The sequence below is a fragment of the Halorarum salinum genome (assembly GCF_013402875.1).
In the GTDB taxonomy this organism is placed as follows: Archaea; Halobacteriota; Halobacteria; order Halobacteriales; family Haloferacaceae; genus Halorarum; species Halorarum salinum.
Genome location: NZ_CP058579.1, coordinates 1448036 through 1473701, shown reverse-complemented (window position 1 = coordinate 1473701; position 25666 = coordinate 1448036). Strand labels below are relative to the sequence as shown.

Here is a 25666-nt window from a genome sequence, read left to right as displayed (position 1 = left end):
GCCCTACGCGTCCGTGACGGGGATGGTTCGGTCGACCGCGGCCGCCCGCTTGGGGAGGCTGACCTCGAGGACGCCGCGGTCCATCGACGCCTCGGCGCCCTCGTCGGTCGCGTCCGGCGGGAGCGGGAGGTCGGCGTCGAGGAACAGTTCGCGGTCCTCGCGCAGGTACTCGAACCCCTGGGGGGCGTCCTTCTCGCGGCGGGCCTCGACACGGAGGCGCCCGCCTTCGACGGTCACTTCGGTCGTCTCGGCGGTCGCCCCGGGGAGGTCGACGACGAGGAGGTAGCGCTCCTCGCCCTCGAGCAGGTCGGCGAACACCGCCGCGGGGAGGTCCCGGAGCGCCTCGCGCAGTGTCGACATGGCTTTCGCTATGGGTGGACGGTCGAAAAAGCCCGCGGTCGGTCGTCGGATCGAACGCCGGAACGGGCGGTGTGGGTCCGGCACGGAACCGGCTCCGGCCGGCCGCCGTCGGTCACCGGCAGAGCGCGACGACGTCGTGGAGGTCACGCACGTCGTAGGTGGGCGAGACGGACAGGTCGTGGTCCTCGCGGTGCGGCCGACGGATGAACGCCGAGTCGACGCCGGCGTTGTGGGCCGCCTCGACGTCGGTCTCGTTGTCGCCGACGAACAGCGCCGTCTCGGCGTCCAGGTCCGCGAGCGCGCGCTCGAGGTAGTGGCTGTTCGGCTTCTTGTGAGTCAGGCTCTCGACGGTCGGCTCCCGGCCGTAGGCGGTCCCGAAGAGGTCGGCGACGCCGAAGTGGTCGAGCAGGAAGTCGACCGTCTCCTGCTGGTTCGAGGAGACGATGCCGAGCGGCGCGGCGATGTCGCGGAGCGCCTCGACGTCCTCGTACAGGTCCTTCCGACCGGCGCGGACCTCCCGGCGCTGGGCCTCGAACGCGGTCCGATCGCGGATCGCCCAGAACTCCCCCGGCGTGAGGTCGTAGGTCGCACAGACCGACTCGACCTGCTTCGGGGTGACGCCGATCACCATCGACTCGACGTGTTCGGGGTCCGGGTCCGCTACCGAGAGCGCGTCGAAGGCGTCCCACGCGGCCCCGTGGAGGACGTCGTAGCTCGTCCGCCCGACGAGCACGCCGTCGTTGTCGAACACGATCGCATCGTATACCATCTGGTTACCACGAGGGTGTCAACGCCCAAAGTGCTTTGCAGTCGGCAGCGCGGGCCCCACGCGCGGGGACCCGGTAGCGTCCGAATCCGCCGGTGTCGAAACCGACAGGCACGAGGGGGGACGACCTCCGACCCGTGACCGCCGACGCCGACGACGTCGCCGACCGCGCGGGCGCCGAGGGGCTCCCCGGCAGCCCCGACGCCGTCCGGGTGGAGACCGGCGCGCGCCTCCACTTCGGATTCGGCAACCTCAGCCTCGCGCACGGGCGGCTCTACGGCGCGGCCGGCGTCGGCGTCGACGGCCCCCACGTCCGCCTGACCGCCGCTCCCGCCGCCGACGTCGTCTGCGACCACGCGATCGCCCGGCGGTACGCCGAGCGGGTCAGTTCGCTCCTCGACGTTCCGGGCGCCAGGATCGAGGTGGAGCGGACGCTCCCGCGACACATGGGGCTCGGGAGCGGGACGCAGCTCTCGCTCGCGGTGCTGGCCGGCGTCGCCCGAGCGTACGACCGCGACCCGCGCGTCCGCGAGCGGGCGCCGGCGCTGGGACGCGGCGGGCGCTCCGGGGTCGGCGTCGCCGCGTTCGAGGACGGCGGCTTCGTCCTCGACGCGGGCCACCCGACCGCGCGGTTCACCACCGACCGGCCGGCCGACGGGGACTGGACGGTCCCGCCCGTCGCGGCCCACCACGACGTCCCCGACGACTGGCGGTTCCTGCTCGTGGTCCCGGACGCCGAACCGGGGCGGGCGGACGGCGCGGAGGACGACTCGATGCGGGCGGTCGTCGAGGACGCCGACCCCGGGGTGGCCGACCGCGTCGCGGGCGTCGTCCAGCGGCGCCTGCTCCCCGCGATCGCCGAGGAGTCGGTCGAGCGGTTCGGCGACGCCGTCGCCGAGGTCGGTCGGCTCAACGGCGCCTGGTTCGCCGACGAGCAGGGGGGCGTCTACCGCCCGCCGGTGGGCGAACTCGTCGCCGCCCTCGACGGCTCACCCGCGGTGTTCGGCGCCGGGCAGTCCTCCTGGGGCCCGACGGTCTACGGCGTCACCGACGTCGACCACGCCGACGCGGCCCTCGACGCCGGCGAACGCGCCCTGGACGCGGCCGGCGTGGAGGGCGACGCCTCGGTCGTCCGCGCGCGGAACGAGGGCGCCGAGGTTTCGACGGGCGCCGGCTTCTGAGTTCCCGACCGGCGACGGCCGCCGGACCACCGCGATCGACGCCGTCCGACCGACTGCACGCGACGACTTCTGATCGGCCACGGGTGACGATGTCTAACCAGCCGTGGACAGCGACTCTCCAAGCCGGCCACGGGCGGGACTGAAAGGGGCCACGGCGCTGGACGAAGGCGCGGACCGCCGAGCACCGCGGACGAACGAAGCGAGTCGAGGAACGCGGCGGCCGCACCGAGTCAAGCGCCGCGGGGGCTTTCGGGAACTGCCTCGCGACCGCCACGTCGGCCCACAGGTCGAGAACTGCGGGGGCTTTCACGGACGTCCCGTCCGCCTTCGGCGGGTACCTGTCGGAGGAACCGGTTTCGGACGAGGTCCCGAGCGCCGAACCGACGGGTCGCAGCACAACGACTAAGCGCCCGCCCCCGACATGCCGGGTATGGCTCGCCTACCGTTCGGCGTGGCGCAACTGGACTCCGTGCTCGGCGGCGGGGCCCCGGCGGGGAACGCCGTGCTCGTCGCCGGCGAATCCGGCGCCGGCGCCCGCGAGTTCGTCTACACCTGCGCGGCGATGAACACGCTCGCGGAGGCGGACCCGGAGCTGTTCGACCTCTACTACGGCGACCTCGACGACGAGGCCGTCCTCCCGGAGGAGACCCACTACATCTCCTTCACGGCCGGCGAGGAGTACGTCGAGCGCGAACTCGGCTACACGATGGCCGACGACGTCGTCGACGCCGTCGTGGGGCCGATGCGGTTCGCGGACTTCTCCCCGGAGTACTTCCAGCTCTCCTCGATCCCCCGCGAGTGGTACGCGGGCGAGGCGACCTCGTTGCGGGACCTCGGGAAGGGGGCGAGCCGCGACGGCGTGCTGACGGCGCTCGGCGAGTATCTCACCGAGCACGCGCCCGGTAACCTCGTCGTCGTCGACTCGGTGACCGATCTCATCGGCGCCCGCGGCGGGGAGGTGACGTGGGAGGACGTGGCGATGCTGGTCCGCGGGCTGGGGAAGGCGGCCCACTCCTGGGGCGGGCTGCTGCTCGTGCTCGCGAACACCGACACGATCGACGATCGGCAGCTCGGCCAGCTCGTCGACGCGAGCGACGGCACGTTCCAGTTCGACTGGGAGACAGGCGGTTCCAAGCGCGCCCGGACGATGGTCGTGCGGGAGTTCCGTGGCGTGCTCTCCCAACTCGAGGCGGAGAACGTCGTCCGCTTCGAGACGGAGATCCACGAGGGCGGGCTGGACATCAGCGACGTGCGGAAGATCAGGTGACCCCGCGTCGACACCGCCCCGGCGTCGCGCGGCGGGACGGTCGACCCATCCGTCCCCGGCCGCGCCGACCGCGAACGCGACAGCGTCCGGACACGACCATATCCTTAAGTGTGCCACCGAAGAGGGTCCGGTAGATGGCCGGGGAACAGGTAGAGGGGTTGCCGGACGAACTCCGCGAGTGGGTGGGCTCCCGCGCGGCGGAGACCGGCCGCACGCAGGCGGAGGTGCTCGCCAGGGCGACGACCGCCTACCGCCTCCTCAGCGAGCACGGGGGCGAACTCCCGCCGGTCGGCGGCGACGGGAGCGAGGAGGCGGGCGGAAGCCTCGCCGGCTTCGACGCAGCGGTCGGGGACCTGGACGACCGGGTCGCCGCCGTCGAGGACCACCTCGAGGCGATGATCGACGACGTGCGGAGCCGCATCGTCCAGGTGAAACGCGAGACCGACGGGAAGGCCGACGCGGACCACGACCATCCCGACCTCCGCCGGTCCGCCGAGACGGCGGAGGTCCTCGGGGACGACGTGGAGGACCTCAGGGCGGACCTCGACGCGCTCGAATCGACGTTCGAGGAGGGGTTCGCCAACTACGAGGAGGTGCTGGGGTACCTCACCGACGCCGCCGAGGACCTGGAGGTGAAGGCCGACACGCTCGCCTCGGTGCTCGCGACGGTCCGGACGAGGCTCGGGAACCTGGAGGCGCGCGAGGCGCGCGCGCGCGCCGCGGCGGAGCTGAAGGACGAGGCGAACCGACTCGGCGTCGGGACGGCGACGTGTGGCGCCTGCAGTTCGCCGGTACGGCTCGGCCTGCTGTCGGCGCCCGAGTGTCCCACCTGCGGCGGCACGTTCGAGGAGGTCGAACCCCCCGCGGGCTTCTTCGGTTCGGCGACGCTGACGGTCGGACGCCGGCCCGCCCTGGAGGGCGACACGGCCGAGGAACCCGGCCCGGAGGACATCTTCGAGGATGGCTGAGGACGAGTCAGGGGACGAGGACGCCCCCGAGGTCCGGAACCCCTTCGCGGACGGAACCGGCTCCGATCGGACGGACGCCGAGGACGCCGACCGGGACGGTTCCCCCCCGACCGCCGGCCCGGACGACCCCCGCCCGAACGCGGCCCCCACGATCGACGGCGTGGACCCCGACGCTCCCTCCGACGGCGGAGGTCCGGACGCCCCCTTCGCCGGCCTCGCGGCGGAGACCCGGAACCGACGGCGGAAGGGGACTGAGGACGACCCGTTCGAGCGGGTCGAGGTGTCCGAGGTCGACCGCGACGCGCTCTGGGAGTCGCTCTCCGACGCGGACGGCGACCCGGGGGCCGACGGCGGGGCGGGACCGGGAGAGGGGGCGGAGTCGGACGCCGGGGCGGAACCCGTCGACGACGCCGACGAGCGCCCCGAACACGTCGTGAACAAGCGCGAGTACTGTCAGCGGTGCCCGTACCTCTCGGCGCCGCCGGAGGTGGCCTGCGGCCACGAGGGAACCGACATCGTGGAACTGGTCGACGCCGACCGGTTCCGGGTCCGGGGCTGCCCGATGGCCGCCGGGGACGGCCCGCCGGGCTTCGAGGGCCCCTGATTTATCCGCCCGGGGCGGCTACCGTCGTGCGATGCAGTTCTGTGAGGAGTGCGGTTCGATGATGGTCTCCGAGGACGGCGTCATGGTCTGTACCTCGTGTGGCCACGCGGAGGAACGCGACGAGGACCTCGCCTCCCGGTTCGTCTCGACCGAGGAGCAGAGCGAGGACGACGTGATCGAGACGGAGGAGGGCGCGAACTTCGAGGGGAAGCCGACCTCGAACGACGTGACCTGCGAGAAGTGCGGCCACGGGGTCGCGTGGTACACCATCAAACAGACCGGGGCCGCGGACGAACCGCCGACGCGCTTCTTCAAGTGCAAGGAGTGCGGGTATCGGTGGCGGGAGTACAACTGAGCGGCCCCGGTACGCATTTACCCCGCCCCCGAGTCGACTCTCCCATGTCCCTCCACGGCCGGTTTCGCCCCCGACACGCCCTCCTGCTCGCCCTCTTCCTCGTCGCCGGCGGCCTGTCGCTCGCGCGCGCCGAGTCGCCGACGGCCGGCGCGGCGTTCACGGCCGGCCTCTATAGCCTCCTCGCCGTCGTCCTGTTCCGATTCACGGCCGGCAACGTGTGGAGGTACGCCGTCGAGTACCGCGACGCCGGGGGCGCGTGGAGCGACCTCCCGTTCCTCGCGCCGTTCGTCGTCGCGGCCGCCGTCGGCGCGGCCGTCCTCCTCCCGGGCGGATCCCTCGGGTCGGCCGCGTGGGCCGCCTTCTGGGGGTTCGTCGTGGCGGCCGGCCTCGCCTCGGCCGCAGTCTGGCTGGCGGTCGGCTACCGCGAGTCCGGGCGGTCAGACCCGCTCGGCTAGCCACCCGCCGACCGTCTCGCCGACCCTCCCCGCCCGCCCGACGTAGAAGTGGTCCGCCGCGAACTCGACCACCTCGTGGCCGAGTTCGCGGGCGCGCTCGACGGTCGGCTCCCAGTCCACCGTGTCGTCGCGGGCGCCGTACACGACCTGTACCGGACAGTCGATGTCGTCCAGCGCCGCGACCGAGTCGAGGTCCGCGGGGAGCCGCCGGGCCGGCGAGAGCACGCTGACGGCGGCGACGCCGGGGGCCGCGTCGGCGGCGGCGCCGGTCCCGGCCGCGGCGTTCAGCGCGATACAGCCCCCGAAGCTGAAGCCGAACAGCCCGACCGCGTCGTACCGCTCGCGCGCCCAGCCGACCGCGTTGCGCGCGTCGACGAGTTCGCCCCGGCCCCCGTCCCAGTCGCCGTAGTCGAACCGGAGACAGTCGACCCCGCGGTCGGTCAGCGCGTCGCCGACGGCCCGGAGGCGCGCGTCGCCCCGGTTCCCCCGGTGCTGGGGGTGGGGCGGGCAGGCGACCACGCAGGCGTCGTGCTCGCGTCCCGCAGTTGCGGCCCCGGGGGCCACGTCGAGCGTCGCCCGCACGTCGCGCCCGCCCGGAACCAGCACGGTTTCGCCGTCGGAGACGGTGCCGCCGTCGGCCGCGGGGTCGCCGTCGGCCGCGGGGTCGCCGTCCGCCGTGGAGTCGTCTCCCGTCCCGGAGCCGCCACCCGCCCCGTCGTCGCCGTCGGTCATGGTCACGACTCGGACTCGGCGCGCGAAAACGGTGGCGACGATTCGTAACCCGGGTGAGATTTATACGGCGCACTCGCCAAAGCCGACCATGGGAATCCTCTCTCGTGCGTCCTACGTCATCCGCTCGAAGTTCAACGCGATCCTGAACCGGGCGGAGGACCCGACCGAGACGCTCGATTACAGCTACGAGCAGATGCGCGACGAACTCCAGCAGGTGAAACAGGGCATCGCGGACCTGACGACCCAGAAGAAGCGCCTGGAGATCCAGAAGCGCCGCCTGGAGGAGAACGTCGAGAAGCACAACGAGCAGGCCCGCGAGGCGGTCCAGCAGGACCGCGAGGACCTCGCGCGGCGCGCGCTCGAGAAGAAGAAGTCCAAGATGAACCAGATCGAGGACCTCGAGGGCCAGATCGCCGACCTCCAGAACACCCAGGACCAGCTCGTCGAGAAGAAGGACGAACTGCAGAACCGCATCGACGAGTTCCGGACGAAGAAGGAGACGATGAAGGCGCGCTACGAGGCCGCCGAGGCGTCCTCGCGCGTCTCGGAGGCGATGACCGGCGTCGGCGACGAGATGGCCGACGTGAGCCGGTCCATCGAGCGCGCCGAGGAGCGCACCGAGGAGATGGAGGCCCGCTCGCAGGCGATGGACGAACTGGAGGAGACCGGCGCGTTCGAGGACGCGCTCTCGGACGAGGACGCCATCGACCGCGAGCTCTCGTCGGGGCGCACCGACCGGGAGGTCGACGCCGAACTGGACACGCTGAAGGCCGAACTCGGCAAGGGCGACGCGGAACCGGAGGCCGAAGCGGACGGCCGGGAGTCGGTCGCGGCCGACGGCGACGTCGAACCCGCCGACGAGGAGGTCGAGGCGGAACTCGAGGAGCTACGGAACGAGGAGGACGAGTCCTCCTAACCCGGGCGACTCGCCTCCCGGGGTGAGACGCGGTAGGGACGGGGAGCCGCCCGTGGAGCGGGTCGCCCGCGCCGTCGCCGGCCGGACGTTTTTGCCGGTCGCCGACGACTACCGACGTATGTCCGACGGCGACGACGCGCCCAGCGACACCCTCCGCGGGCGCGTTCCCGAGTCCAGGTGGAAGCTCTGGTTCATGCTCGAGGCCGATAGATGGCTCGTCACCGGCGCGTTCGTCGCGCTCGTGTTCCTCGGGTTCCTCGCCGCCGGCTACGGGCTACCCCACGTGATGTCGTCCATCCGCTCGGGCGACTCCGTGGACACGCTGTTCCAGGCGCTCACCACGGCGACGATCACCGGCGTCACGCTCGTGCTCACGCTGAACCAGCTCGTCCTCTCCCAGGAGCTCGGCGCCGTCGGCGACCAGCGCGAGCGGATGCAGGGCGCCATGGAGTTCCGCGAGGACGTGGCCGACGTCCTCGGCTCGCCGGTCAGCCCGGCCCGTCCCGCACAGCTCCTCCGGGGGCTCGTGGAGATCGCCGGACGGCGGGCCGAGGAGTTCCGCGACGCGGTCGCCGACTCCGCCGACGAGGACCTCGTCGCGGAGGTGGCAGACCTCGAGAACAGCATCACCGAGAACGCCGACCAGGTCACGAGCGAACTCGACGGGGCCGAGTTCGGCCAGTTCGAGGTCGTCTCGGCCGCGGTCGACTTCAACTACTCCTGGAAACTGTTCTCGGCACGGTACATCGGCGAGCGGTACGACGAGGAGCTGTCGGACGGCGCGCGGGACTCCCTCGAGAGCCTGGTCAAGACGCTCGAACTGTTCGGGCCCGCCCGGGAGCACTTCAAGACGCTCTACTTCCAGTGGGAGCTCATCGGCCTCTCCCGCGCGGTGCTCGGGGCCGCCGTCCCCGCGCTCGTCGTCTCCGGCGTGATGGTCGCGTTCGTCGACACCACCCGGCTGTCGGTCGTCCTCGCCGGGGTCCAGCTCCTCCCGCTCGTCGTCACGCTGGCGGCGACCGTGGCGATCGTCCCGTTCATGGTGCTGCTGGCGTACGTGCTCCGCATCGCGACGGTGACGAAACACACCCTCTCCATCGGCCCGTTCATCCTGCGCGACACCGACCGGGTCCAGGAGGTCGAGTGGGAGTAGCCGACCGCACCCCGAACCACTAAACCGGCCGGGGGTGACCAGTCCCTCGTGACCAACGGACCCCCCCTCCAGGAAGGACGTCCCCGCGTCGGCGGGGACGCCCGCGACCGCCGAACGGACCCGGCCGACCGCGCCCCGGAGGCGACCGGCCCGTGAGCGAGCGCGACGCGGTCGAGCGGACGGCGATCGAGGCGTGTCTCGCCGGCGGACGGCGGCTCCGCGTCGCCTTCGAGACCGGCGACACGACCGTGGAGCGGTTCGAGCACGACGTCAAGTCCAGCGCCGACCGGGAGTCCGAGTCGGCGATGCTCGACGTGGTGACCGACCGGTTCCCGACCCACGAGCTCGACGCCGAGGAGTCGGGCCACCACGGGGGGAGCGCGGACTGGCGCTGGGTGATCGACCCCCTCGACGGGACGAACAACTTCGAGTCGGGGCTCCCGTCGTTCGCCGCGGCGGTCGCCGTCGAGCGCGCCGGGACCACCGAACTCGGCGTCGCGTACGTCCCCGTCGCAGACGACCTGTACGTGGCGCGCCGGTCGGACGGAGTCCGGTACAACGGCCGGCCGCTGGCGACGAACGAACCGGACGAGGGGGGGTCCCGCGCGGCGGTCCCCGAGGCGACGGTGATGTCCGTCGTCGGCCACGATGTCAAACTCCACGAGGAACGTGCGGCGGTCTCGCGGGTGCTGAACGAGGGGGTCGAGGACGCCTGCAAGCGACGCCTCGAGAGCTGGAGCCCGACCGTCCACTGGGGGCTGCTGGCCCGCGGGGCGCTGGACGGCGCGCTCTGCTACCGGCCCGACGAGGAGGAACAGCTGTTCGGCGAACTCCTCGCGGGGGAGGCGGGACTCGTGATCGAGCGGGGCGAGGAGTGGTACGTCGCGGGTCGAACGCCGGAGCTCGCCGGCTCGCTCGCGGACATCGCGGCGGGCGCGGTCGATCCCGGGACGACGGCCGACGCCGGAGCCGAACCGAGCGAGGGATGATCCCGTGTACGACGCGGTCCTGTTCGACGTCGACCTGACGCTCCTGGCGCACGACCGGACGACGGAGGAGGTGCTCGCCCGGACGTTCGAGGCCGCGTCGGTCGACGGGTTCTGCTCCGCGGACGAGTTCGAGACGGCCGCAGAGCGCGTCGCCCGTTCGGGCACCGAATCGACCGACGAGTTCGCGTACCTCGCCCGGATCTTCCGGGTCGCGGGGGACGACGCCGGGGTCGACCCGGACGCGACGGCGCTCGCACGGGCGTACGACGACGCGCTCGACCACGCCGCGGTGTCGCCGCTGCCGGGCGCGGAGGTGGTCCACGAACTGTCGGACGAGTACGCGCTCGGCGCGGTGACGAACGGGCGGGAGCGGACCCACGCGGTAAAACTGTCGGCCGTGGGCCTCGTCGACGCGTTCGACGCCGTCGTCTACGGGAGCGACGTCGACCACGTGAAACCCCATCCGGAGCCGCTCGAGCGGGCGCTCTCCGCGCTCGACGCGGCGCCGGAACGGACGCTGAAGGTCGGTGACTCCCTCCGGAAGGACGTTCGACCGGCGAACGACCTCGGACTCACGTCGGCGTGGATCCCGCACGAAGCGGACTCGCGGCCCCCGAACGCGGGGGACCCTCAACCGGACCACCGACTGGGGTCGCTGGCGGAGCTTCCCGACCTGCTCTGATTCCCGAGCGGCTCCGATTGCGGACCCGTTCTGATCGTCCGATCCGCTCGAACCCCCGAGCCTCGAACCGCTCCGGGCCCGTCCGCGCTCAGTTCTCGACCGCGCCCGTCCCGTTCCGCGTCTGCCCCGCCAGGTCGATCTCCCCGGCCGGCATGGCGACGCCGTCGAACGGGTCCTCGGCGAGCAGCAGGCTCCCGTCGAGGTCGGCGTAGTCGAGCAGCGGCGCGAGCTGGCAGCCGGCGGCGATGACGGCGTTCGACTCGATCATGCAGCCGAGCATCACCTCCAGCCCGTGGGCCCGCGCCGCGTGGACCATCCGTTTCGCCTCCAGCAGGCCGCCGCACTTCATCAGCTTCAGGTTCGCGACGTCACACCGATCCGCGATCCGGGGGACGTCCGCGAGCGTGACGCAGGATTCGTCGGCCGCGACGGGGAGTTCCGAGCGCTCGTAGGCGAACTTCAGCCCCTCGGGGTCCGAGGCCGGAACCGGCTGTTCGATGAACTCCACGCCCAGGTCGGCCAGCCAGCGGCTGTTCGCCACCGTCTCGCGGGCCGTCCACGCCTCGTTCGCGTCCACGCGGATCGTCGCGTCGGGCGCCTCCTCGCGGACCGCCTCGACGACCTCCCGGTCGCGGTCGGTGCCGAGCTTCAGCTTCAGCGTCCCGTAGCCCGCCGCCACCGCCTCACGGGTCTTCTCCCGCATCGTTCCGATTTCGTCCAGCCCGATTGTGAACGAACTCTCCGGGACGTCCGTCGGGTCGAGCCCCCAGAGGCGGTGGAGCGGGACGCCGAGCCGCTTCGCGGCGAGGTCGTGCAGGGCGATGCTGACCGCACAGCGCGCGGCGGGGTTGTCCTCGACCACCTCGCGGGTCCGGCGCTCGACCTCGGCGAGCGCGTGCGGGTCGTCGACCGACTCGACGGCGGCGAGCAGGTCCGGGAGCACGGCCTCGACGGTGTCGGCCGTCTCGCCGTAGTGTGCCGACGGCGCGGCGGCGCCGACGCCGGTCGTCCCCCCTTCGTCCTCGATCTGGACGATCACGTTCTCGGCCTCGGTCTGTGTCCCCCGCGAGATGGTGAAGTCGTGTTCGAGCGGGAGCGACACCCGCTCGAAGGAGGTCGACAGCGTCACCGGATCGCCTCCACGAGGTCCGCGGCGCCGAACCGGACGAGGTCCGCGGCCGGCGCGTCGATGGCCTCGCCGAACTCCGCGACCGCGGCCTCCGCGTCGGCGTCGTTCTCGACCCCGGACGTGTTCAGCGCGCCGCCGACGACCTCGGCCTCCTCGACGGGCGCCGCGAGCGACTCGTACAGGTCGACGTACTCCGCGAGGGGCGGCAGGTCGAACCCCTCGTAGCCGTGGACGACCTCGCGTCCTGCCTCGTGACACAGCACCAGCCGGTCGGGCATCGCGCCGTGGAGGATGCCGCAGGTGACCGCCGAGTAGGCCGGGTGGACGATGCTCGCCTGCCCCTCGACGATCAGCAGGTCGTGCTCGTCGCCCTTCTCGAGGATCATCTCCTCGACGGCGCCGGCGGTGAAGTCCGACACGACGCGGTCGACCGGGTTCCCCCACCCCTCGACCATGATGCCGGTCTGGCCCGTGGGGATCACGCAGGCGTCGATGCCGGCCGCCTCGGCCGCGTCCGCGAGCTCCATCGTCGCGGTCATCTTCCCGACCGAGCAGTCGGTGCCGACCGTCAGCACGACGTCGGCGCTCACCTCGCCCGAGCGCGCGCCGCTCACGGTGAGCCCCTCGTGGGGCTTCCGGACGTCCGTCAGGGTGACCCCGCGTTCGGCCGCGAGCGTCGCGAACTCCTCGTCCTCGTTCAGGAAGTAGTGGAGCCCGGCGGTCACGTCGCAGCCGGCCTCGATGGCCGCCCGCACGTCCGGCCGCCAGGACTCGTCGAAGCCGCCGCCGATGGGCGCGATGCCGACGACGAACTCGTCGACGGGTCCGTCGACGTCGCCGAACGACTCGACGATTGGCGCGTCCTGGACGTCCGGGAGGTGGTCGCGGACGCGCTCGCCCGCTCGGTCGCGGTCGAGCACGGCGACGACCTCCCGGTCGCCGTACCTGAGGATGCCGTTGGCGGTCTTCGACCGGTCGGGGAACTTCTCGTGGGCGAGGACGACGACCCGTTCGCTCATGTCCGGGGGAAGGGCCACGGCGGGCTTAAATGGGTTGTTCGCCCCGCCGCGTTGCCGTGGAACGGTAGTTTCGGTTCGTCCGAATCGGGGTCGGCGACGGGACGGAGGACGGCTGGGACGTACTCGTCGCGTATGACCCCGGAACTGAACAAGTCATCGTGGAGCAGTCCTCGAAAGCCCTGTATCGATTGGCTCCGGAATCGGGACAGTCGTCGGGGAGCAGTTCCCGAAAGGGGCCGCCCGCCGCACCGCAGCCTCACCCTCCCGTACCTCGGAACTCACCCTCGTGGTTCGAAAATCGAAGATTTTCGTCAGTACGGGAACTCGGGGAGTTCCCGTCAGCGGCCAGATTCCTGCGGAATCTGGCAGCATCACGAAAGGCGCTTCGCGCCTTTCGAACGACTCCGCTCGCGTGAGCAGCCACCGTGCTTCTCGTTCCGTTCGCTCCGCTCACTCCACTACGGTGCTCGTCCCTCGCACGGGCGGCCGCGCGGAGCGCGGCCGCCGCGCGCCGAGTGAAACAGGAGGCCGAGAGCGATACGCTCAGATCCGTTTAAAACATCATCTGGCCACCTGGCACTTTTCGACGTGCTGCAACGATCCCACAAGACACTTCATATCGGGTGACCCCCGTCGAACATGAACTCAGGAGGGACGCGAAGCCTTCCCATCAGACGCGTCCTACTCGTCGCCGGGGTACTCGTCGGGCTGTGGATCTTCAACGTGCTGAGCTATCCCATCGGAAAGCCGCTGGACCCGGTGTTCCGCGTCGTCTTTCACGTCTTCTTCGAACTCGATCCACGATGGGGCGGCAGCTTCCTCGTCCGTCTCGTCGGTTACTACGCTTGGTTCCTGATCTACGTCCTCCTGCTATCGACACTCCTCGTCGGCCTGTCCGGTGGAGCGCGAACGGCAGTTGACCGACTCCGGCCCGTGGAAGGCTGACCGATGCCCGTCGACCGTGCGCGAGCCTGACCGATCCTCGGTCGAGAAAGCGATTCGAAACTCCCGACGGGCCGGTCCCGTCAGTTCGCCGGCTACTCGCCCTAGTCGTCCGCGGCGGCGACCCCCTCGGTCCCGCCGCCGGGGACCCACGTCCCGCCCGTGAAGTCCACGGCGTCGTTCCACTTGGCGACGAGCGTCGTCACGGCGAGGTCGCCGCTGATGTTCGTCATCGTCCGCATCCGGTCGAGGATGGGGTCGACGCCGGCGACGAAGCCGACGACCTCCAGCGGGAGTCCGAGCTGGGTCAACACGAGCGTCAGCATGATGAGCCCCGTGCCGGGGACGCCGGCCGCGCCGACGCTCGCCAGCACGGCGACCGCGACGACGGTGAACTGCTCGGCGAGCCCGAGCTGGACGCCGACCAAGTTAGCGGCAAATATCGCCGCTACCCCCTGGTACAGCGCGGTTCCGTCCATGTTGATGGTCGCGCCGAGCGGGAGCGAGAAGCTGTACACCTCCTCCTCGACCTGGAGGTTCTCGTCGGCGTTCGACATCGTCACCGGGAGCGTCCCGCTGGACGAGCGGATGCTGAGCGCGGTGATGAGCGCGTCCCGGGCGCCCCGGAGGAAGCCCATCGGCGACTGTCCGACCAGCAGCGCGACGATGCCGCCGAGGTGGACGACTGCGATGTGGAGCGTCACCGCCAGCGCGAGCGTGACGATGAGCAGCGCGAACGGCACGAGCGCGTCGGCGCCGGCCTCGCCGAACACGGCCGCCATCAGCGCGAACACGCCGATGACGCCGTACTCCATCACGCCCCAGACGACCTTGAACATCGCCTCGGCGCCCGCCTCCGCGAGGTCGTAGAACGCCTCCACGCCGTTGCGGATGTCCTCCCTGTCGGTCGTCTGCTCGACCAGCGCGAGCGCCAGCCCGAACACGACCGCGAAGAAGATGGTCGGGAGCACGTCCCCGCTCGCCATCGCGCCGATGGGGTTCTCCGGCACGATGCCGAGGAACACCTCGACGATGTCGGGCGCCTCGGCGGTCTGCGCCTCGGCGTCGCCGAGCTGGAGCCCGCTCCCGGGGTTGATGAGGTTCGCGACCGCCAGGCCGATGGCGACCGCGACGGCGGAGGTGATCGCGTACAGCACGACGACCTGCCCGCCGATCTTCCCGAGGTTGCTCGGGGTGAGGCGTCTGGCCCCCATCACCAGCGTGAACACGACGATGGGGATGATGAGCATGCTCAGCAGCCTGACGAACAGGTCCCCCAGGGGCTGGAGTCGGGTCGCCGGCTGCCCGACGAGCAGTCCGAACAGCGAGCCGAGCACGAACGCCGCACCGATCCGGTAGACGATCGGGATCGAACGGTACCGCTGCCAGTACCCGCGAGTGGGGCTGGTTGACATTCCGTTCCGACTTATCGCTGAGGAACTTAAAAATGGGTGGGCACTGCGCTCGCTTGCCGGCGTCTCGGACGCCGCCTCGCCCGTCCGACGTCGGCCGCGCGCTCGTCTCATGGCCCGCCCACGCTCCGCCACAGTCACGGCATGGACGGCCGATTCCGCGGGGGCTTACCCGCGTCGACGTCGACGGGAGGACGTGAGCGCGAACGATCGTCTCCATCTCAACCTGTTCACCATGAACTCGGTCGAGCACGTCTCGCCCGGGTCCTGGACGTACCCCGGCGACCGGTCGCACCGCTACACCGACCGGGAGTACTGGACCGACGTGGCCCGGACCGCCGAACGGGGCGGCTTCGACTCGGTGTTCTTCGCGGACGTGCGCGGGGTGTACGACGTGTTCGGCGGCGACCGCGAGACGGCGATCCGGAAGGGCATCCAGACGCCCTCGAACGACCCGAGCTACCTCGTGCCGGCGATGGCCGAGGTGACCGAGGACCTGGGCTTCGCCGTCACGCGCTCGACCACCTACACGCACCCGTACCAGCTCGCCCGCGAGTTCTCGACGCTCGACCACCTCACGGACGGCAGGGTCGCGTTCAACGTCGTCACCTCCTACCTCGAATCCGCGGCGGCGAACCTCGGGCTCGACGGGCGCATGGACAAGGCGACCAGATACGACCGCGCCGACGAGTTCCTGGAGGTCTGCTATCGGCTGTGGGAGGACTCCTGGGACGGGGACGCGGTCGTCCGCGACGCCGAGCGCGGCGTCTACACGGAGCCCGACAGGGTCCGCGCCATCGACCACGAGGGCGAGTTCTTCGACGTTCCCGGACCGCACGGCTGCGAGCCGTCCCCCCAGCGGACCCCGGTCGTCTTCCAGGCCGGGTCGTCCGACCGCGGGCGGGACTTCGCGGCCGCCAACGCCGAGGCCGTCTTCTGCTCGCAGCCGACGGAGCGCGGCGTGCTGGAGTACGTGGACGACCTGCGCGACCGGGCGGCCGCCCTCGGTCGCGACCCCGACTCGCTCGCGTTCTTCCCCGGCATCGTCCCGGTCGTCGGCGAGACCGCGGAGGCCGCCGAGGCGAAGTACGAGGCGCTCGTCGAGCACGTCGACGTCGAGGCGTCGCTCGCGCTCCTCTCGGGGTTTCTCGACGTGGACCTCTCGGAGCTGGACCCCGACCGGCGGATCGAGCACATCGAGACCGACGCCATCCAGGGGACGATGAACGCCTTCACGAGGGCGGACCCGGACCGGGAGTGGACCGTCCGCGAGGTCGCGGAGTTCTCCGGACTCGGGACGACCTCCCCGGTCGTCGTCGGCACGCCGGAGGAGGTCGCGGACGAACTGGAGCACTGGTTCCGCGAGGTCGGCGTGGACGGGTTCAACGTGAAGGAGGTCGTCCGCACCGGGAGCCTCGACGACTTCGTCGACCTCGTCTCCCCGGTGCTCCGCGAGCGGGGACTCCTTCCGGAGGAACCGCGGGGGGACACGCTCCGCGAGCGACTGTTCGGCGCCGGACCGCGCCTCCCGGTCGACCACCCGGGCCGACGGTGAACGGCCGGGGAATCGACGGGTCCGTCGCCCACACGGCGGACGCTCTCGCGTAGAAAACACACAACCGGCGGGGAGTTGGCCGCGGGGGTTCCCGCCGTCGGCGCCATCGTTAAGTACGTCGGGGTACTGGTTTCAGGCGACGCTTCGTCTGGAGGGCCGAAGCGTCAGCGGGGACCAATTCGGGGCGGTACCGCACCGCACCACTCTTTCGCGGTGCGTGCCGCCCCTTCGTTTCCACGTTCGAAGCAACCGCGTTCTTCGGAGGTTGGGCCGTCGAGTAGACGACGTTCCTCGCCGCTCACCCGTCGTTCGGCGGGTTGACGATCAGCCCGTCGAGCATCGCGACCCCGGCGAAGGCGACCCCCACCCCTGCCGCGAGCGCGAACGGGAGGGGAGTGACGTGCGCCGTCGCCAGCGCGACCGCGAGCGACGCGCCGATGACGACGAGCAGCGCGTCGGCACGGGTCGGGGCGTCCGCGGGGAGCATTGTAATTACATCTAATTACCAGGACCGTCAATCTTGTGGCGGCGCCTGCCGGGCACCGGAGCCGTGAGCGTCGACCGCGCGTCCGTCCCGATCGCCGCGTCCTCACCCCTCCTCGCCCGCCTCGTCCTCGGCCGCCGCATCCTCGGCCGAGTCGTCCCGAGTCGATTCGTCCCGGTCCGATTCGTCCTCGACGACCGCGTCCAGGTTCGCCTCGGTCTCGGCGGGTACCCGGTTCGGGAGCATCGCGGCGAGGGTATTCCGGACGTACCGCATCCCCGAGGCGGTCGCCATCAGGCCGTCCATCAGCGCCTGCTGGCTCGCCTCGTCCGGGTAGATCCGGTACTCGGTCTGCATCGATTCTGCGTTCCGGAACGCGCAGCCGTTTCCCTCCCCGTCGAGGAACGTGTAGAACCCGGGCGTCGCCGCGAGCATCGGCCCGAGCCGCTGGAGCAGTATCTGTCGGTCGTCGTCGTCGCGCAGGAGCGCCCGCACCCGGTCCGCGTCGAACCCGGTCTTCCCGACGACGCGGAGCGGCCCCCACGTCTCCTCCTTGATGACGTGTACGGGCAGGCGGGAGAGGGTCAGTTCGAAGTTGAACTCGGTCGCCTCGTCGTCGTGCTCGGTCACCTCCCGGACGGCGCCGTCGTCGATCCAGCGGCGGACCTGTTCCGGGCTCACGTGGGTCGGCATGGGGGACGTTGGCCGCTACCGCCGAAAAGGGGTGGGCCTGCGTATCAAGCCCGCCGGCGAAGGCGGGACGTCGGTGCCGACTCGCGTCCGCGACGTGAGGCCGTTCGGTCCAGCCGCCGTTCGCGAAACTTCGGGGGTGGTTCGAACGACGCCGGGCCGTCGTCCGCCCCTCTCGCCCCCCGCTTCGTTCGGAAGATCTGCGAGGGATGGGATTCGAACCCATGAACCCCTACGGGAGCGGATCTTAAGTCCGCCGCTTTTGGCCTGGCTCAGCCACCCTCGCGCACCGCCGATACATCGACGGCCGGGAAACTACTTTCGATGCGGCCGCCTCGACCGTCCGTGACCGCGTCCCGCCGCCCGTAATTTTTGCAGGTACCGGAAGAAAACGCCGTTCGGATACCGGATGCGCTTGCAGGCCGCCCTTAATAACGAATGTTTGTGATTCTATACCGGTTCACCACGCAAACTTTCGATAATAGGCGAGTTCGTGACCGGTCCGCAACGGAACGAGGGCAGTTTCGATATGCTTTTAGGACGGGACTGGAAATCGGAGCCTAGCTCGGTGTGTAACTATAACCCATGACTAACGAAACACGGAACCACGGTCTCGACCGACGTAGCGTGCTGAAGGGCCTCAGCGCCGGGGCGGCGCTGAGCCTCGCCGGCTGTACCGGCCCCCTCGGCGGGGGCGGCGGCGGCGACTCGGGTGGGACGCTGTACTACGGCCAGGTGAAGGGCCCCTTGGACCTAGACCCAGTCGTCCTGAACGACGTTCCCTCCGCCCAGGTGGCGGGTCAGATCTACGACGGACTGTACGAGTACGACCTGGGGCTCAACGTCCAGCCCAAGCTGGCCGCCGACCAGCCCGAGGTCGAGCGCGACGGCACGCGGTTCGTCGTTCCGCTCCGCGAGGGCGCGGAGTTCTGGAACGGCGACGCAGTGACCGCGAGCGACGTGGTCCACACGTTCCTCGCCCCCGTCGAGGAGGAGACGGAGAACGCCGCGGAGCTCGACATGATCGACTCCGCGGAGGCAGTCGACGAGACGACCGTCCAGTTCGACCTCGCGTACCCCTACGGCGCGTTCACGACGACGATGGTGCGCAACGTCGTGAACGAGTCGGTCCGGACCGAGGACCGCGACGCGTACAACACGGACCCGACCGGGTCGGGCCCGTTCCAGCTCGTCGAGTGGGAGCAGGAAGACTACGCCACGCTCGAACGCTGGGACGACTACTGGGACGCCGACGAGGCCGGGACGCCGAACGTCGCGGGGATCGAGTTCGACCCGATCGAGGAGCAGACGACCCGCGTCACGAGCCTCGAACAGGGCGACAACGACATCATCGAGACCGTCCCGCCCCAGATGTACGAGACCGTCGAGGGCATGGACGGGGCGAGCATCGTCGAGGAGCCCGGGATCGGCTACTTCTACCTCGCGTTCAACTGCGGCGAGGGGCCGACCACCGACCCGCTCGTGCGTGAGGCGGTCGACTACTGCTTCTCGATGGACCAGGCCGTCTCGAACTTCGTCGAACCGGCGGGCGTCCGGCAGGTCAGCCCGTACCCGACGACGCTGGCCGAGGACTGGGAGTTCCCGCTCGAGGAGTGGGGCTCGATCACGCACGACCAGAACCTCGAGGAGGCACAGGCGCTGTTCGAGGAGGCGGGCGTGAGCATGGACTACGACTGGCGCATCATCGTCCCGCCGGACGACATGCGCGAGCAGATCGGCGTCTCCATCGGCGACGGCCTCCAGAACGCCGGCTTCGAGAACGTCCAGGTCCAGCGCCTCGACTGGGGGACCTTCACCGAGGCCTACCAGAGCGGTACCGAGTCGGACTTCAACATGTACACGCTCGGATGGTCCGGCAGTCCCGACCCCGACTCGTTCGCCTACCACCTGCTCTCCCAGGAGGTCGAGGGCGTGACGAACGGCACCTTCCACGGCTACGACGAGGCGTCCCAGAAGCTGACCCGGGCCCGCGAGTCGGCCGACCGGGAGGAGCGCCAGCAGCTGTACACCGAGGCGACGACGACGCTCCTCGAGGAGCGCGTCCACATCCCGGCGTACAACCTGATGAACTCCTACGGCATCAGCTCCAGCGTGGAGGACTTCCACGCGCACGCGGCCTCCACGAACGTCCAGATCTTCACCGACAACAACAACGTCTCGGTCCAGTAAACCCGCGACCGACTTCTTTATCAATGAGCCAGCGATTTACGTACAGGTACGATTTCCGTGTCACGTCCGGAAACGCGTCGGACGACCCTACACGGTCCGACGAGGGGTGAGTTCCAGTGAGCCAATCACGACCAGCAAGGGGTGAGTTTCAGTGAACCTACTACGATCAGCGAGGGGTGAACCTCGGTGAGCCGACCACGACCAGCGAGGGGTGAACGTCAGTGAGCCTACTACGGTACACGTTCTGGCGGTTCGTCCAGGCGGTCCCGGTGCTCGTCGGGATCATCACGATCACGTTCTTCCTGGCTAACCAGATCCCCGGGGACCCAGTCAGCATCATGCTCGGTCCCACGCCGGCACAGGAGCAGGTCGAGATGATCAGGGCCAAGTACGGGCTCGACCGGCCGCTCCACGAGCGCTACTTCTCGTACATGGCCGGCGTCTTCACCGGCGACCTGGGCTACAGCCTCTACTACGACCGCCCGGTGCTCGAGACGATCGTCCGCGTGCTCCCGGTGACGCTGCTGCTCATGCTCTCGTCGTTCGCGTTCGCCATCGCAACCGCCGTCCCGCTCGGCGTGCTCTCGGCGAAGCGGCGCAACGAGCCCACGGACCACCTCTCGCGGATCGTCTCGTTGGTCGGCGTGTCGACGCCGTCGTTCTGGATCGGGCTGGTGCTCATCATCGTCTTCGGCTTCCACCTCGACGTGTTCCCCGCACGCGGGCTGGTGTTGCCGTGGGCCGACCCGATCGACGTCCGGGGGGCCTCGACGCGGCTCGGCGTGCTCCTCACGTCGATCCACCACCTCATCCTCCCGATGGTCGCGCTGGGGACGCTCCAGATGGCACAGATCACCCGCATCGAGCGGTCGTCGATGGTCGACTCCCTGCAGGGCGAATACGTGAAGCTCGCGCGCGCCTACGGCGTTCCCGAGTCGACCATCGTCCGCAAACACGCGTTCCAGGTCGCACAGCTTCCGGTCATCACCATCATCGGCCTCGGGCTGTCGACGGCGCTCGGGGGCGCGGTGCTGACCGAGACGGTGTTCGAGATACAGGGGATGGGTCGACTCATCATCACCGGCATCAACAATCAGGACTACGAGCTCATCATGGGCACGACGTTCATGTTCGGGCTCGCCTACGTGGTTGGCGTCATCATCACGGACATCGCGTACGCGTACATCGACCCGCGCGTCACGTACGGTGACAAATAATGGCGACGAACACACAGGAAGTCGACGAACGCACGGATGACGAACAGGGGGGACCGAACGCGGTCGAGTCGCGGGTCGGCCTCTCGTACACGCTGAAGCAGGTCGCGCGCGACACGTCCGCCCGCATCGGCATGGGCATCGTCGGCGTCATCACGTTCGTGGCCGTGTTCGCGTCCGTCGACTACTACCTGCTCGACTACGCGATCGGGAACGCGGTGCTGTACCACCCCGAACAGGACCCCGACACCGTGACCAGGCTCCTCCCGCCGATCGGGATGGAGAACCAGTACGGCGAGGGGGTCCTCGCGCACCCGCTCGGCACCGACCATCGGGGGCGGGACATCCTCACGCGGACGATCTACGGCACCCGGATCGCCATCACGGTCGGGTTCATCGCGACCGCCATCGGCATGGTCGGCGGGACGCTCGTCGGCGCGGTCTCGGGCTACTACGGCGGCTGGATCGACGACGTGCTCCAGCGGATGACGGAGACGGTGTACGCCATCCCGTTCCTCGTGCTCGTCATCGCGTTCATGACCGCGTTCGGCCGCGACCTGACGTTCGCGATGATCGGGGTCGGCATCGCCGCCATCCCCGTGTTCAACCGGCTCATCCGCTCGCGGGTCGTCTCCGTCCGCGAGGAGGACTACGTCGAGGCGGCACGCGCCGCCGGGGTGAAGGACCGGAACGTCATCCTGCGGCACATCATTCCGAACAGCTTCGCGCCGGTGCTCGTGCAGGCGACCCTGCAGATCGGCGTGAGCATCATCATCGTCGCCGGCCTGTCGTTCCTCGGGTTCGGGGCCCAGCCGCCGACGCCGTCGTGGGGACAGATGCTCTCGGCGTCACGGAACTACATGCTGCCTGCGCCGACGTTCAGCATCTTCCCCGGGCTCGCCATCCTGATCACCGTGATCGGCTTCAACATCCTCGGCGACGGGCTCCAGGACGCACTCGATCCACGCATCAACAACTGACATGAGCGAACCACTACTCAGCGTCGAGAACCTCAAGACGCAGTTCTTCACCGAAGAGGGCACCGTGCGGGCCGTCGACGGCGTCTCCTTCGACGTCCACGAGGGCGAGATCGTCGGGCTCGTCGGCGAGTCCGGGGCCGGCAAGTCCGTCGCCACCTCGAGCATCCTCAGGCTCGTCGACAGCCCCGGCGAGATCGTCGACGGCGAGATCACGTTCAAGGGCCGGACGCTGTTCGGCCTCGAGGAGGACGCCTCCGGCGAGCCCCGGCCGAGCGACGGGATGCTCTCCGAGGAGGAGATGCGCCGGGAGATCCGGGGGACCGAGATCGCCATCATCTTCCAGGACCCGATGGAGTCGCTGAACCCGGTCTTCACCGTCGGGGGACAGCTCAGGGAGTTCATCGAACTCAACCGGGACCTGGACGAGGCCGCGGCAAAGGAGGAGGCGATCGACATGCTCCGGGAGGTCGGCATCCCGGACCCGGAGGCACGCTACGACGAGTACCCCCACCAGTTCTCGGGCGGGATGCGCCAGCGCGTCCTCATCGCGATGGCGCTGGCGTGCCAGCCGGACCTCATCATCGCCGACGAGCCGACGACCGCCCTCGACGTCACCGTCGAGGGCCAGATCCTCGAACTCGTGAGCGACCTCCAGGAGAAGTACGACACCGCGTTCGTCTGGGTCACCCACGACATGAGCGTCGTCGCCGAGATCTGCGACCGCGTCAACGTGATGTACCTCGGGGAGATCATCGAGCAGGCGCCGGTCGACGAGCTGTTCTACGACACCAAGCACCCGTACACGCGGGCGCTGCTCGACTCGATGCCCCGCCCCGACGAGACCGTCGAGGAGCTGGAGCCGATCCGGGGGGTGATGCCCGAGGCGATCAACCCGCCGTCGGGCTGTCGGTTCCACCCGCGCTGTCCCGAGGCCCGGGAGGTCTGCACTGAGTTCCACCCCGAGCCGCGGGACGTGAGCGACCCCGGCGAGCCGTCACACGCCGCAGCCTGCGTGATGCACGACGCATTCGACGTGGGCTACGACGGGAGCAGGCCGCTCGAGGAGGAGGCGTCCGGCGGGTTCCGCGCCGGGCTCACCCAGATCGGGGGTGGGAGCGATGAGTGAGCGCGTCGGCGCCGACGGGGCGTCGGCCGGGGTCGAGGACCCGCTGCTGGAGGTCCGCGGGCTCTGCAAGTACTTCGAGGACGACGAGGGGATGTTCGGCGGCGTCAGCGTCGACGGCGAGTTCCCGTTCGTCCACCGGTCCTCCCGTCGGGTCCGGGCGGTCGAGGACGTCAGTTTCGACATCAAGCGGGGCGAGACGCTCGGGCTCGTCGGCGAGTCCGGCTGCGGGAAGTCGACGCTCGCGCGGACGGTCCTCCGGCTGCTGGAGCCGACCGACGGGAGCGTCTACTTCCAGGGCGAGGACCTCGCGGGGCTGTCGGGCGAGCCGCTCCGGCGGAAGCGCAAGGACATGCAGATGATCTTCCAGGACCCGCAGTCCTCGCTCGACCCCCGGATGAAGGTGGGTCGGATCGTCGAGGAGCCGATGAAGGCCCACGACATGCTCGACGACGAGGGCCGGGAGGCCCGCGCGAAGGAACTGCTCGAGAAGGTCGGGCTCGACCCGCAACACTACAACCGCCACCCGCACGCGTTCTCGGGCGGCCAGCGCCAGCGCATCAACCTCGCGCGGGCGCTGTCGGTCAACCCGGACTTCATCGTCTGTGACGAGCCGGTGTCGGCGCTGGACGTCTCCATCCAGGCGCAGGTGCTGAACACGATGGAGCGGCTCCAGGAGGAGTTCGACCTCACCTACCTGTTCATCGCCCACGACCTCTCGGTCATCCGCCACATCTCCGACCGCGTGGCCGTGATGTACCTGGGCCAGATGGTCGAACTCGCCGACAAGGAGGAGCTGTTCGAGAACCCCCAGCACCCCTACACGCAGGCGCTGCTCGACGCCATCCCGGTGCCGGACCCGCGTTCGGGCGGCCGCTCGGCGGTCCTGCACGGCGACGTCCCCTCGCCCCTCGACCCGCCGTCCGGCTGCCGGTTCCGGACGCGGTGTCCGGAGCTCATCCAGCCGTCGGAGTACGACATGGGCGAGGCCGAGTGGCGGAACGTCGTCGCGTTCTCGCGGGGCGTGCGCCGTCGCGAGTTCGAGACGACCAGCCGCGCCGAGATCGAACGGCGGTACTTCCGGGACGGGGAGCCGGACGGGGAGGCCGGCCGGATCGTCTCGGAGGCCGTCGGCTCCATCACGGAGGGCGAGTGGGACCGGGCCGAGCGGTTGCTTCGGGAGGAGTTCGCCGAGAAGAGCGTCTGCGCGCGGGAGGAGCCGGCGTACGAGGTTCCCCCCGTCCACGGCGACGATCGCCACTACGCGGCCTGCCACCTGAACCGGGAGGCCGCGCTGGCGACCGGGGACGCGGCCGAGGCGACGGAGCGGGTGCCGGGCGAGGCGGCCGGCACGGGCGACTGATTCTCCGGAGCGGAGTTCGCGCCGGCGACCCGGAGCCGACGTCGGCGGTTCCGGCCGTCGCGCTACGACTCCGAGCGGCGCGAACGGACGAACCGGACGGTCGTCTCGTCGGCGGGCGGGTCGTCGGTCCGGGTGGCCAGGAACGCCGTTATCGTGTGTTCTCCGGCGCCCGCGGGCTCGGAGCGGTCCATGTCGTCGTCGCTCGACCGGCGAACGCGGCCGTTCCAGGCGGTCGTGACGCGCTTCCGCTCGCCGGCGCGGAACGCGAACGTCGCGGGCTCGCCCCGGACGTAGCGGCGCTCGTCGGTCGCCTCGAGCAGGCCGTCGACGGTCCAGCCCCACCGTCGCCGCCGCGGCGTCGGGACCTCGACCGGGACCGGGAGCCGGTTGTGGAACTCGACGGTGATCTCGACCGGCTCGCCGGGTTCGTACTCGTCGCGGTCGGTCCACACCGCGACGGAGACGGCGCGGCGGGCGACCGAGCGGGGGACCAGTTTCGCCAGCGCCAGCGTCAGGTAGTTCGTGGTGTCGTCGAACCCCGTGCGGTCCTCGGCGCGCCGGCGGCGACGGTCCATCACCAGTCCACGCTCAGGGTGCCGTCCCCGTGCGGGTCCGGCGCCAGTTCCTCGTCGGTGCGGCGGTCGACGACGTGGATGCAGCCGACGTCCTTCTTCGCGGGACACACCTTGGCGGCGCGGAGGTTCTCCTCGAGGTCCTCCTCCGCGACGTAGTAGGACTTCGGCCGGGCCATGCCGGAGTCAAGGTCCATCTCCCAGTTGTCGGCGACCTCGGCGCACTTGCCGGCGCCGAAGCAGGCGTTCGCCTCGAAGACGATCTTGTACGGCTTCTCCTCGACGGGCGGCCCCTCCCCCCCGTAGTCGCTGGCGGTCCGGACCTCGGCCTCCAGGTCGCTCATCTTGGGCGTCGTTGTCGGCGGGTCGTCTTTCGTCTGTCGGTCGCCATCGGTTGGGTTCGATGTGGGATTTGATTCCGTGGAGGCGAACGTCCTGGCGACGGAACGATGTCCTCGTGCTCTCCCGGATTCTTTGACCGGTGTCGGTGTCCCATTCATCCATCGAGAATCCGGTCATTCGGTGGCGATTCGGACGATGCCTTCTTCGAATCAACAGACGGATC

27 protein-coding genes and 1 tRNA gene are annotated in these 25666 nt (G+C 70.2%); 17 read left to right on the top strand and 11 right to left on the bottom strand.

Annotated features, from left to right (window positions below):
- Positions 1 to 3 precede the first annotated feature (3 nt).
- Positions 4 to 360 (bottom strand): Hsp20/alpha crystallin family protein, encoded by a 357-nt coding sequence (locus tag HUG12_RS07035; RefSeq protein ID WP_179268081.1) that lies wholly within the window; start codon positions 358 to 360, stop codon positions 4 to 6.
- 112 nt (positions 361 to 472) lie between these two features.
- Positions 473 to 1129, bottom strand: a complete 657-nt coding sequence (locus HUG12_RS07030) for an HAD family hydrolase (protein WP_179268080.1) — start codon at positions 1127 to 1129, stop codon at positions 473 to 475.
- A gap of 209 nt (positions 1130 to 1338) precedes the next feature.
- On the opposite strand from HUG12_RS07030, the gene HUG12_RS07025 reads away from it, so the two are divergent.
- From HUG12_RS07025 to HUG12_RS07000, 6 genes are all read left to right on the top strand, one after another.
- The gene (locus tag HUG12_RS07025) at positions 1339 to 2307 is read left to right on the top strand and encodes a beta-ribofuranosylaminobenzene 5'-phosphate synthase family protein (protein ID WP_179270596.1); all 969 of its coding nucleotides are present in this window, start codon (positions 1339 to 1341) and stop codon (positions 2305 to 2307) included.
- A 430-nt stretch (positions 2308 to 2737) separates the two neighbouring features.
- Positions 2738 to 3574 carry an RAD55 family ATPase gene (locus tag HUG12_RS07020; protein ID WP_179268079.1) on the top strand — a complete coding sequence of 279 codons (837 nt, stop codon included), beginning with the start codon at positions 2738 to 2740 and terminating at the stop codon, positions 3572 to 3574.
- A gap of 134 nt (positions 3575 to 3708) precedes the next feature.
- Positions 3709 to 4542: a CopG family transcriptional regulator gene (locus HUG12_RS07015; protein ID WP_179268078.1), complete on the top strand. Its 834-nt coding sequence runs from the start codon at positions 3709 to 3711 to the stop codon at positions 4540 to 4542.
- Positions 4535 to 5146 (top strand): hypothetical protein, encoded by a 612-nt coding sequence (locus HUG12_RS07010; RefSeq protein WP_179268077.1) that lies wholly within the window; start codon positions 4535 to 4537, stop codon positions 5144 to 5146. Before HUG12_RS07015 ends, HUG12_RS07010 begins: the two co-directional genes overlap by 8 nt.
- A 31-nt stretch (positions 5147 to 5177) precedes the next feature.
- Positions 5178 to 5501: a transcription factor S gene (locus HUG12_RS07005; RefSeq protein ID WP_179268076.1), complete on the top strand. Its 324-nt coding sequence runs from the start codon at positions 5178 to 5180 to the stop codon at positions 5499 to 5501.
- A gap of 44 nt (positions 5502 to 5545) precedes the next feature.
- Positions 5546 to 5956, top strand: coding sequence for a hypothetical protein (locus HUG12_RS07000; RefSeq protein WP_246308154.1), 411 nt, complete (start codon positions 5546 to 5548; stop codon positions 5954 to 5956).
- Here the strand turns inward: HUG12_RS07000 and HUG12_RS06995 are convergent.
- A complete protein-coding gene (locus HUG12_RS06995; protein WP_246308153.1) occupies positions 5939 to 6688 on the bottom strand; it encodes an alpha/beta hydrolase in 750 nt (249 codons plus the stop codon). The genes HUG12_RS07000 and HUG12_RS06995 overlap by 18 nt on opposite strands.
- 88 nt (positions 6689 to 6776) lie before the next feature.
- Between HUG12_RS06995 and HUG12_RS06990 the strand changes: the two genes are divergently transcribed.
- From HUG12_RS06990 to HUG12_RS06975, 4 genes are all read left to right on the top strand, one after another.
- A complete protein-coding gene (locus HUG12_RS06990) occupies positions 6777 to 7604 on the top strand; it encodes a PspA/IM30 family protein (protein ID WP_179268075.1) in 828 nt (275 codons plus the stop codon).
- 118 nt (positions 7605 to 7722) lie between these two features.
- A complete protein-coding gene (locus HUG12_RS06985; RefSeq protein ID WP_179268074.1) occupies positions 7723 to 8757 on the top strand; it encodes a hypothetical protein in 1035 nt (344 codons plus the stop codon).
- 152 nt (positions 8758 to 8909) lie between these two features.
- A complete protein-coding gene (locus tag HUG12_RS06980; RefSeq protein WP_179268073.1) occupies positions 8910 to 9746 on the top strand; it encodes an inositol monophosphatase family protein in 837 nt (278 codons plus the stop codon).
- A gap of 4 nt (positions 9747 to 9750) precedes the next feature.
- Positions 9751 to 10428: an HAD family hydrolase gene (locus HUG12_RS06975; protein WP_179268072.1), complete on the top strand. Its 678-nt coding sequence runs from the start codon at positions 9751 to 9753 to the stop codon at positions 10426 to 10428.
- A gap of 88 nt (positions 10429 to 10516) precedes the next feature.
- Here HUG12_RS06975 and HUG12_RS06970 read toward each other — a convergent pair whose 3' ends face one another.
- Both HUG12_RS06970 and HUG12_RS06965 read right to left on the bottom strand, forming a co-directional pair.
- Positions 10517 to 11557: a dipeptide epimerase gene (locus tag HUG12_RS06970; protein WP_179268071.1), complete on the bottom strand. Its 1041-nt coding sequence runs from the start codon at positions 11555 to 11557 to the stop codon at positions 10517 to 10519.
- Positions 11554 to 12576, bottom strand: coding sequence for a DUF1611 domain-containing protein (locus tag HUG12_RS06965; protein WP_179268070.1), 1023 nt, complete (start codon positions 12574 to 12576; stop codon positions 11554 to 11556). Before HUG12_RS06965 ends, HUG12_RS06970 begins: the two co-directional genes overlap by 4 nt.
- A 639-nt stretch (positions 12577 to 13215) precedes the next feature.
- On the opposite strand from HUG12_RS06965, the gene HUG12_RS06960 reads away from it, so the two are divergent.
- Positions 13216 to 13521, top strand: coding sequence for a hypothetical protein (locus HUG12_RS06960; protein WP_179268069.1), 306 nt, complete (start codon positions 13216 to 13218; stop codon positions 13519 to 13521).
- A 101-nt stretch (positions 13522 to 13622) separates the two neighbouring features.
- Here the strand turns inward: HUG12_RS06960 and HUG12_RS06955 are convergent, their stop codons facing one another.
- Positions 13623 to 14933: a dicarboxylate/amino acid:cation symporter gene (locus HUG12_RS06955; protein WP_179268068.1), complete on the bottom strand. Its 1311-nt coding sequence runs from the start codon at positions 14931 to 14933 to the stop codon at positions 13623 to 13625.
- 232 nt (positions 14934 to 15165) lie between these two features.
- On the opposite strand from HUG12_RS06955, the gene HUG12_RS06950 reads away from it, so the two are divergent.
- A complete protein-coding gene (locus HUG12_RS06950) occupies positions 15166 to 16485 on the top strand; it encodes an LLM class flavin-dependent oxidoreductase (protein ID WP_179270593.1) in 1320 nt (439 codons plus the stop codon).
- 298 nt (positions 16486 to 16783) lie between these two features.
- Here HUG12_RS06950 and HUG12_RS06945 read toward each other — a convergent pair whose 3' ends face one another.
- The 3 genes from HUG12_RS06945 to HUG12_RS06935 form a co-directional block, all read right to left on the bottom strand.
- Positions 16784 to 16972, bottom strand: a complete 189-nt coding sequence (locus tag HUG12_RS06945; protein WP_179268067.1) for a hypothetical protein — start codon at positions 16970 to 16972, stop codon at positions 16784 to 16786.
- Between the two features lie 102 nt (positions 16973 to 17074).
- Positions 17075 to 17662, bottom strand: coding sequence for a hypothetical protein (locus tag HUG12_RS06940; RefSeq protein ID WP_218836417.1), 588 nt, complete (start codon positions 17660 to 17662; stop codon positions 17075 to 17077).
- A gap of 198 nt (positions 17663 to 17860) precedes the next feature.
- Positions 17861 to 17945 (bottom strand) — tRNA-Leu (locus tag HUG12_RS06935).
- Positions 17946 to 18244: 299 nt separating this feature from the next.
- On the opposite strand from HUG12_RS06935, the gene HUG12_RS06930 reads away from it, so the two are divergent.
- From HUG12_RS06930 to HUG12_RS06910, 5 genes are all read left to right on the top strand, one after another.
- A complete protein-coding gene (locus tag HUG12_RS06930; protein ID WP_179268066.1) occupies positions 18245 to 19849 on the top strand; it encodes an ABC transporter substrate-binding protein in 1605 nt (534 codons plus the stop codon).
- 284 nt (positions 19850 to 20133) lie between these two features.
- Positions 20134 to 21066 (top strand): ABC transporter permease, encoded by a 933-nt coding sequence (locus HUG12_RS06925; protein WP_179270592.1) that lies wholly within the window; start codon positions 20134 to 20136, stop codon positions 21064 to 21066.
- Positions 21066 to 22043 (top strand): ABC transporter permease, encoded by a 978-nt coding sequence (locus HUG12_RS06920; protein ID WP_179268065.1) that lies wholly within the window; start codon positions 21066 to 21068, stop codon positions 22041 to 22043. The genes HUG12_RS06925 and HUG12_RS06920 overlap by 1 nt, the downstream gene beginning before the upstream one ends.
- Position 22044: 1 nt before the next feature.
- Entirely contained in the window at positions 22045 to 23169 is a 1125-nt protein-coding gene (locus tag HUG12_RS06915; protein WP_179268064.1) for an ABC transporter ATP-binding protein, read from the top strand.
- Positions 23162 to 24529: an ABC transporter ATP-binding protein gene (locus tag HUG12_RS06910; RefSeq protein WP_246308152.1), complete on the top strand. Its 1368-nt coding sequence runs from the start codon at positions 23162 to 23164 to the stop codon at positions 24527 to 24529. Before HUG12_RS06915 ends, HUG12_RS06910 begins: the two co-directional genes overlap by 8 nt.
- 62 nt (positions 24530 to 24591) lie before the next feature.
- Here the strand turns inward: HUG12_RS06910 and HUG12_RS06905 are convergent, their stop codons facing one another.
- Together HUG12_RS06905 and HUG12_RS06900 are read right to left on the bottom strand one after the other, a co-directional pair.
- Positions 24592 to 25107 (bottom strand): hypothetical protein, encoded by a 516-nt coding sequence (locus tag HUG12_RS06905; protein WP_345777002.1) that lies wholly within the window; start codon positions 25105 to 25107, stop codon positions 24592 to 24594.
- Positions 25104 to 25445: a ferredoxin gene (locus HUG12_RS06900; RefSeq protein WP_179268062.1), complete on the bottom strand. Its 342-nt coding sequence runs from the start codon at positions 25443 to 25445 to the stop codon at positions 25104 to 25106. The genes HUG12_RS06905 and HUG12_RS06900 overlap by 4 nt, the downstream gene beginning before the upstream one ends.
- Positions 25446 to 25666 lie beyond the last annotated feature (221 nt).

Bases quoted from the DNA above. Each gene is read 5' to 3' on its own strand.
- HUG12_RS06910 (WP_246308152.1), top strand. From the start codon at position 23,162: ATGAGTGAGCGCGTCGGCGCCGACGGGGCGTCGGCCGGGGTCGAGGAC.
- HUG12_RS07015 (WP_179268078.1), top strand. From the start codon at position 3,709: ATGGCCGGGGAACAGGTAGAGGGGTTGCCGGACGAACTCCGCGAGTGG.
- HUG12_RS06940 (WP_218836417.1), bottom strand. From the start codon at position 17,662: ATGCCGACCCACGTGAGCCCGGAACAGGTCCGCCGCTGGATCGACGAC.
- HUG12_RS06965 (WP_179268070.1), bottom strand. From the start codon at position 12,576: ATGAGCGAACGGGTCGTCGTCCTCGCCCACGAGAAGTTCCCCGACCGG.
- HUG12_RS06985 (WP_179268074.1), top strand. From the start codon at position 7,723: ATGTCCGACGGCGACGACGCGCCCAGCGACACCCTCCGCGGGCGCGTT.
- HUG12_RS07035 (WP_179268081.1), bottom strand. From the start codon at position 360: ATGTCGACACTGCGCGAGGCGCTCCGGGACCTCCCCGCGGCGGTGTTC.
- HUG12_RS07000 (WP_246308154.1), top strand. From the start codon at position 5,546: ATGTCCCTCCACGGCCGGTTTCGCCCCCGACACGCCCTCCTGCTCGCC.
- HUG12_RS06930 (WP_179268066.1), top strand. From the start codon at position 18,245: ATGACTAACGAAACACGGAACCACGGTCTCGACCGACGTAGCGTGCTG.
- HUG12_RS06955 (WP_179268068.1), bottom strand. From the start codon at position 14,933: ATGTCAACCAGCCCCACTCGCGGGTACTGGCAGCGGTACCGTTCGATC.
- HUG12_RS07030 (WP_179268080.1), bottom strand. From the start codon at position 1,129: ATGGTATACGATGCGATCGTGTTCGACAACGACGGCGTGCTCGTCGGG.
- HUG12_RS07005 (WP_179268076.1), top strand. From the start codon at position 5,178: ATGCAGTTCTGTGAGGAGTGCGGTTCGATGATGGTCTCCGAGGACGGC.
- HUG12_RS06990 (WP_179268075.1), top strand. From the start codon at position 6,777: ATGGGAATCCTCTCTCGTGCGTCCTACGTCATCCGCTCGAAGTTCAAC.
- HUG12_RS06920 (WP_179268065.1), top strand. From the start codon at position 21,066: ATGGCGACGAACACACAGGAAGTCGACGAACGCACGGATGACGAACAG.
- HUG12_RS07020 (WP_179268079.1), top strand. From the start codon at position 2,738: ATGGCTCGCCTACCGTTCGGCGTGGCGCAACTGGACTCCGTGCTCGGC.
- HUG12_RS06900 (WP_179268062.1), bottom strand. From the start codon at position 25,445: ATGAGCGACCTGGAGGCCGAGGTCCGGACCGCCAGCGACTACGGGGGG.
- HUG12_RS06960 (WP_179268069.1), top strand. From the start codon at position 13,216: ATGAACTCAGGAGGGACGCGAAGCCTTCCCATCAGACGCGTCCTACTC.
- HUG12_RS07010 (WP_179268077.1), top strand. From the start codon at position 4,535: ATGGCTGAGGACGAGTCAGGGGACGAGGACGCCCCCGAGGTCCGGAAC.
- HUG12_RS06950 (WP_179270593.1), top strand. From the start codon at position 15,166: ATGAACTCGGTCGAGCACGTCTCGCCCGGGTCCTGGACGTACCCCGGC.
- HUG12_RS06995 (WP_246308153.1), bottom strand. From the start codon at position 6,688: ATGACCGACGGCGACGACGGGGCGGGTGGCGGCTCCGGGACGGGAGAC.
- HUG12_RS06915 (WP_179268064.1), top strand. From the start codon at position 22,045: ATGAGCGAACCACTACTCAGCGTCGAGAACCTCAAGACGCAGTTCTTC.
- HUG12_RS06945 (WP_179268067.1), bottom strand. From the start codon at position 16,972: ATGCTCCCCGCGGACGCCCCGACCCGTGCCGACGCGCTGCTCGTCGTC.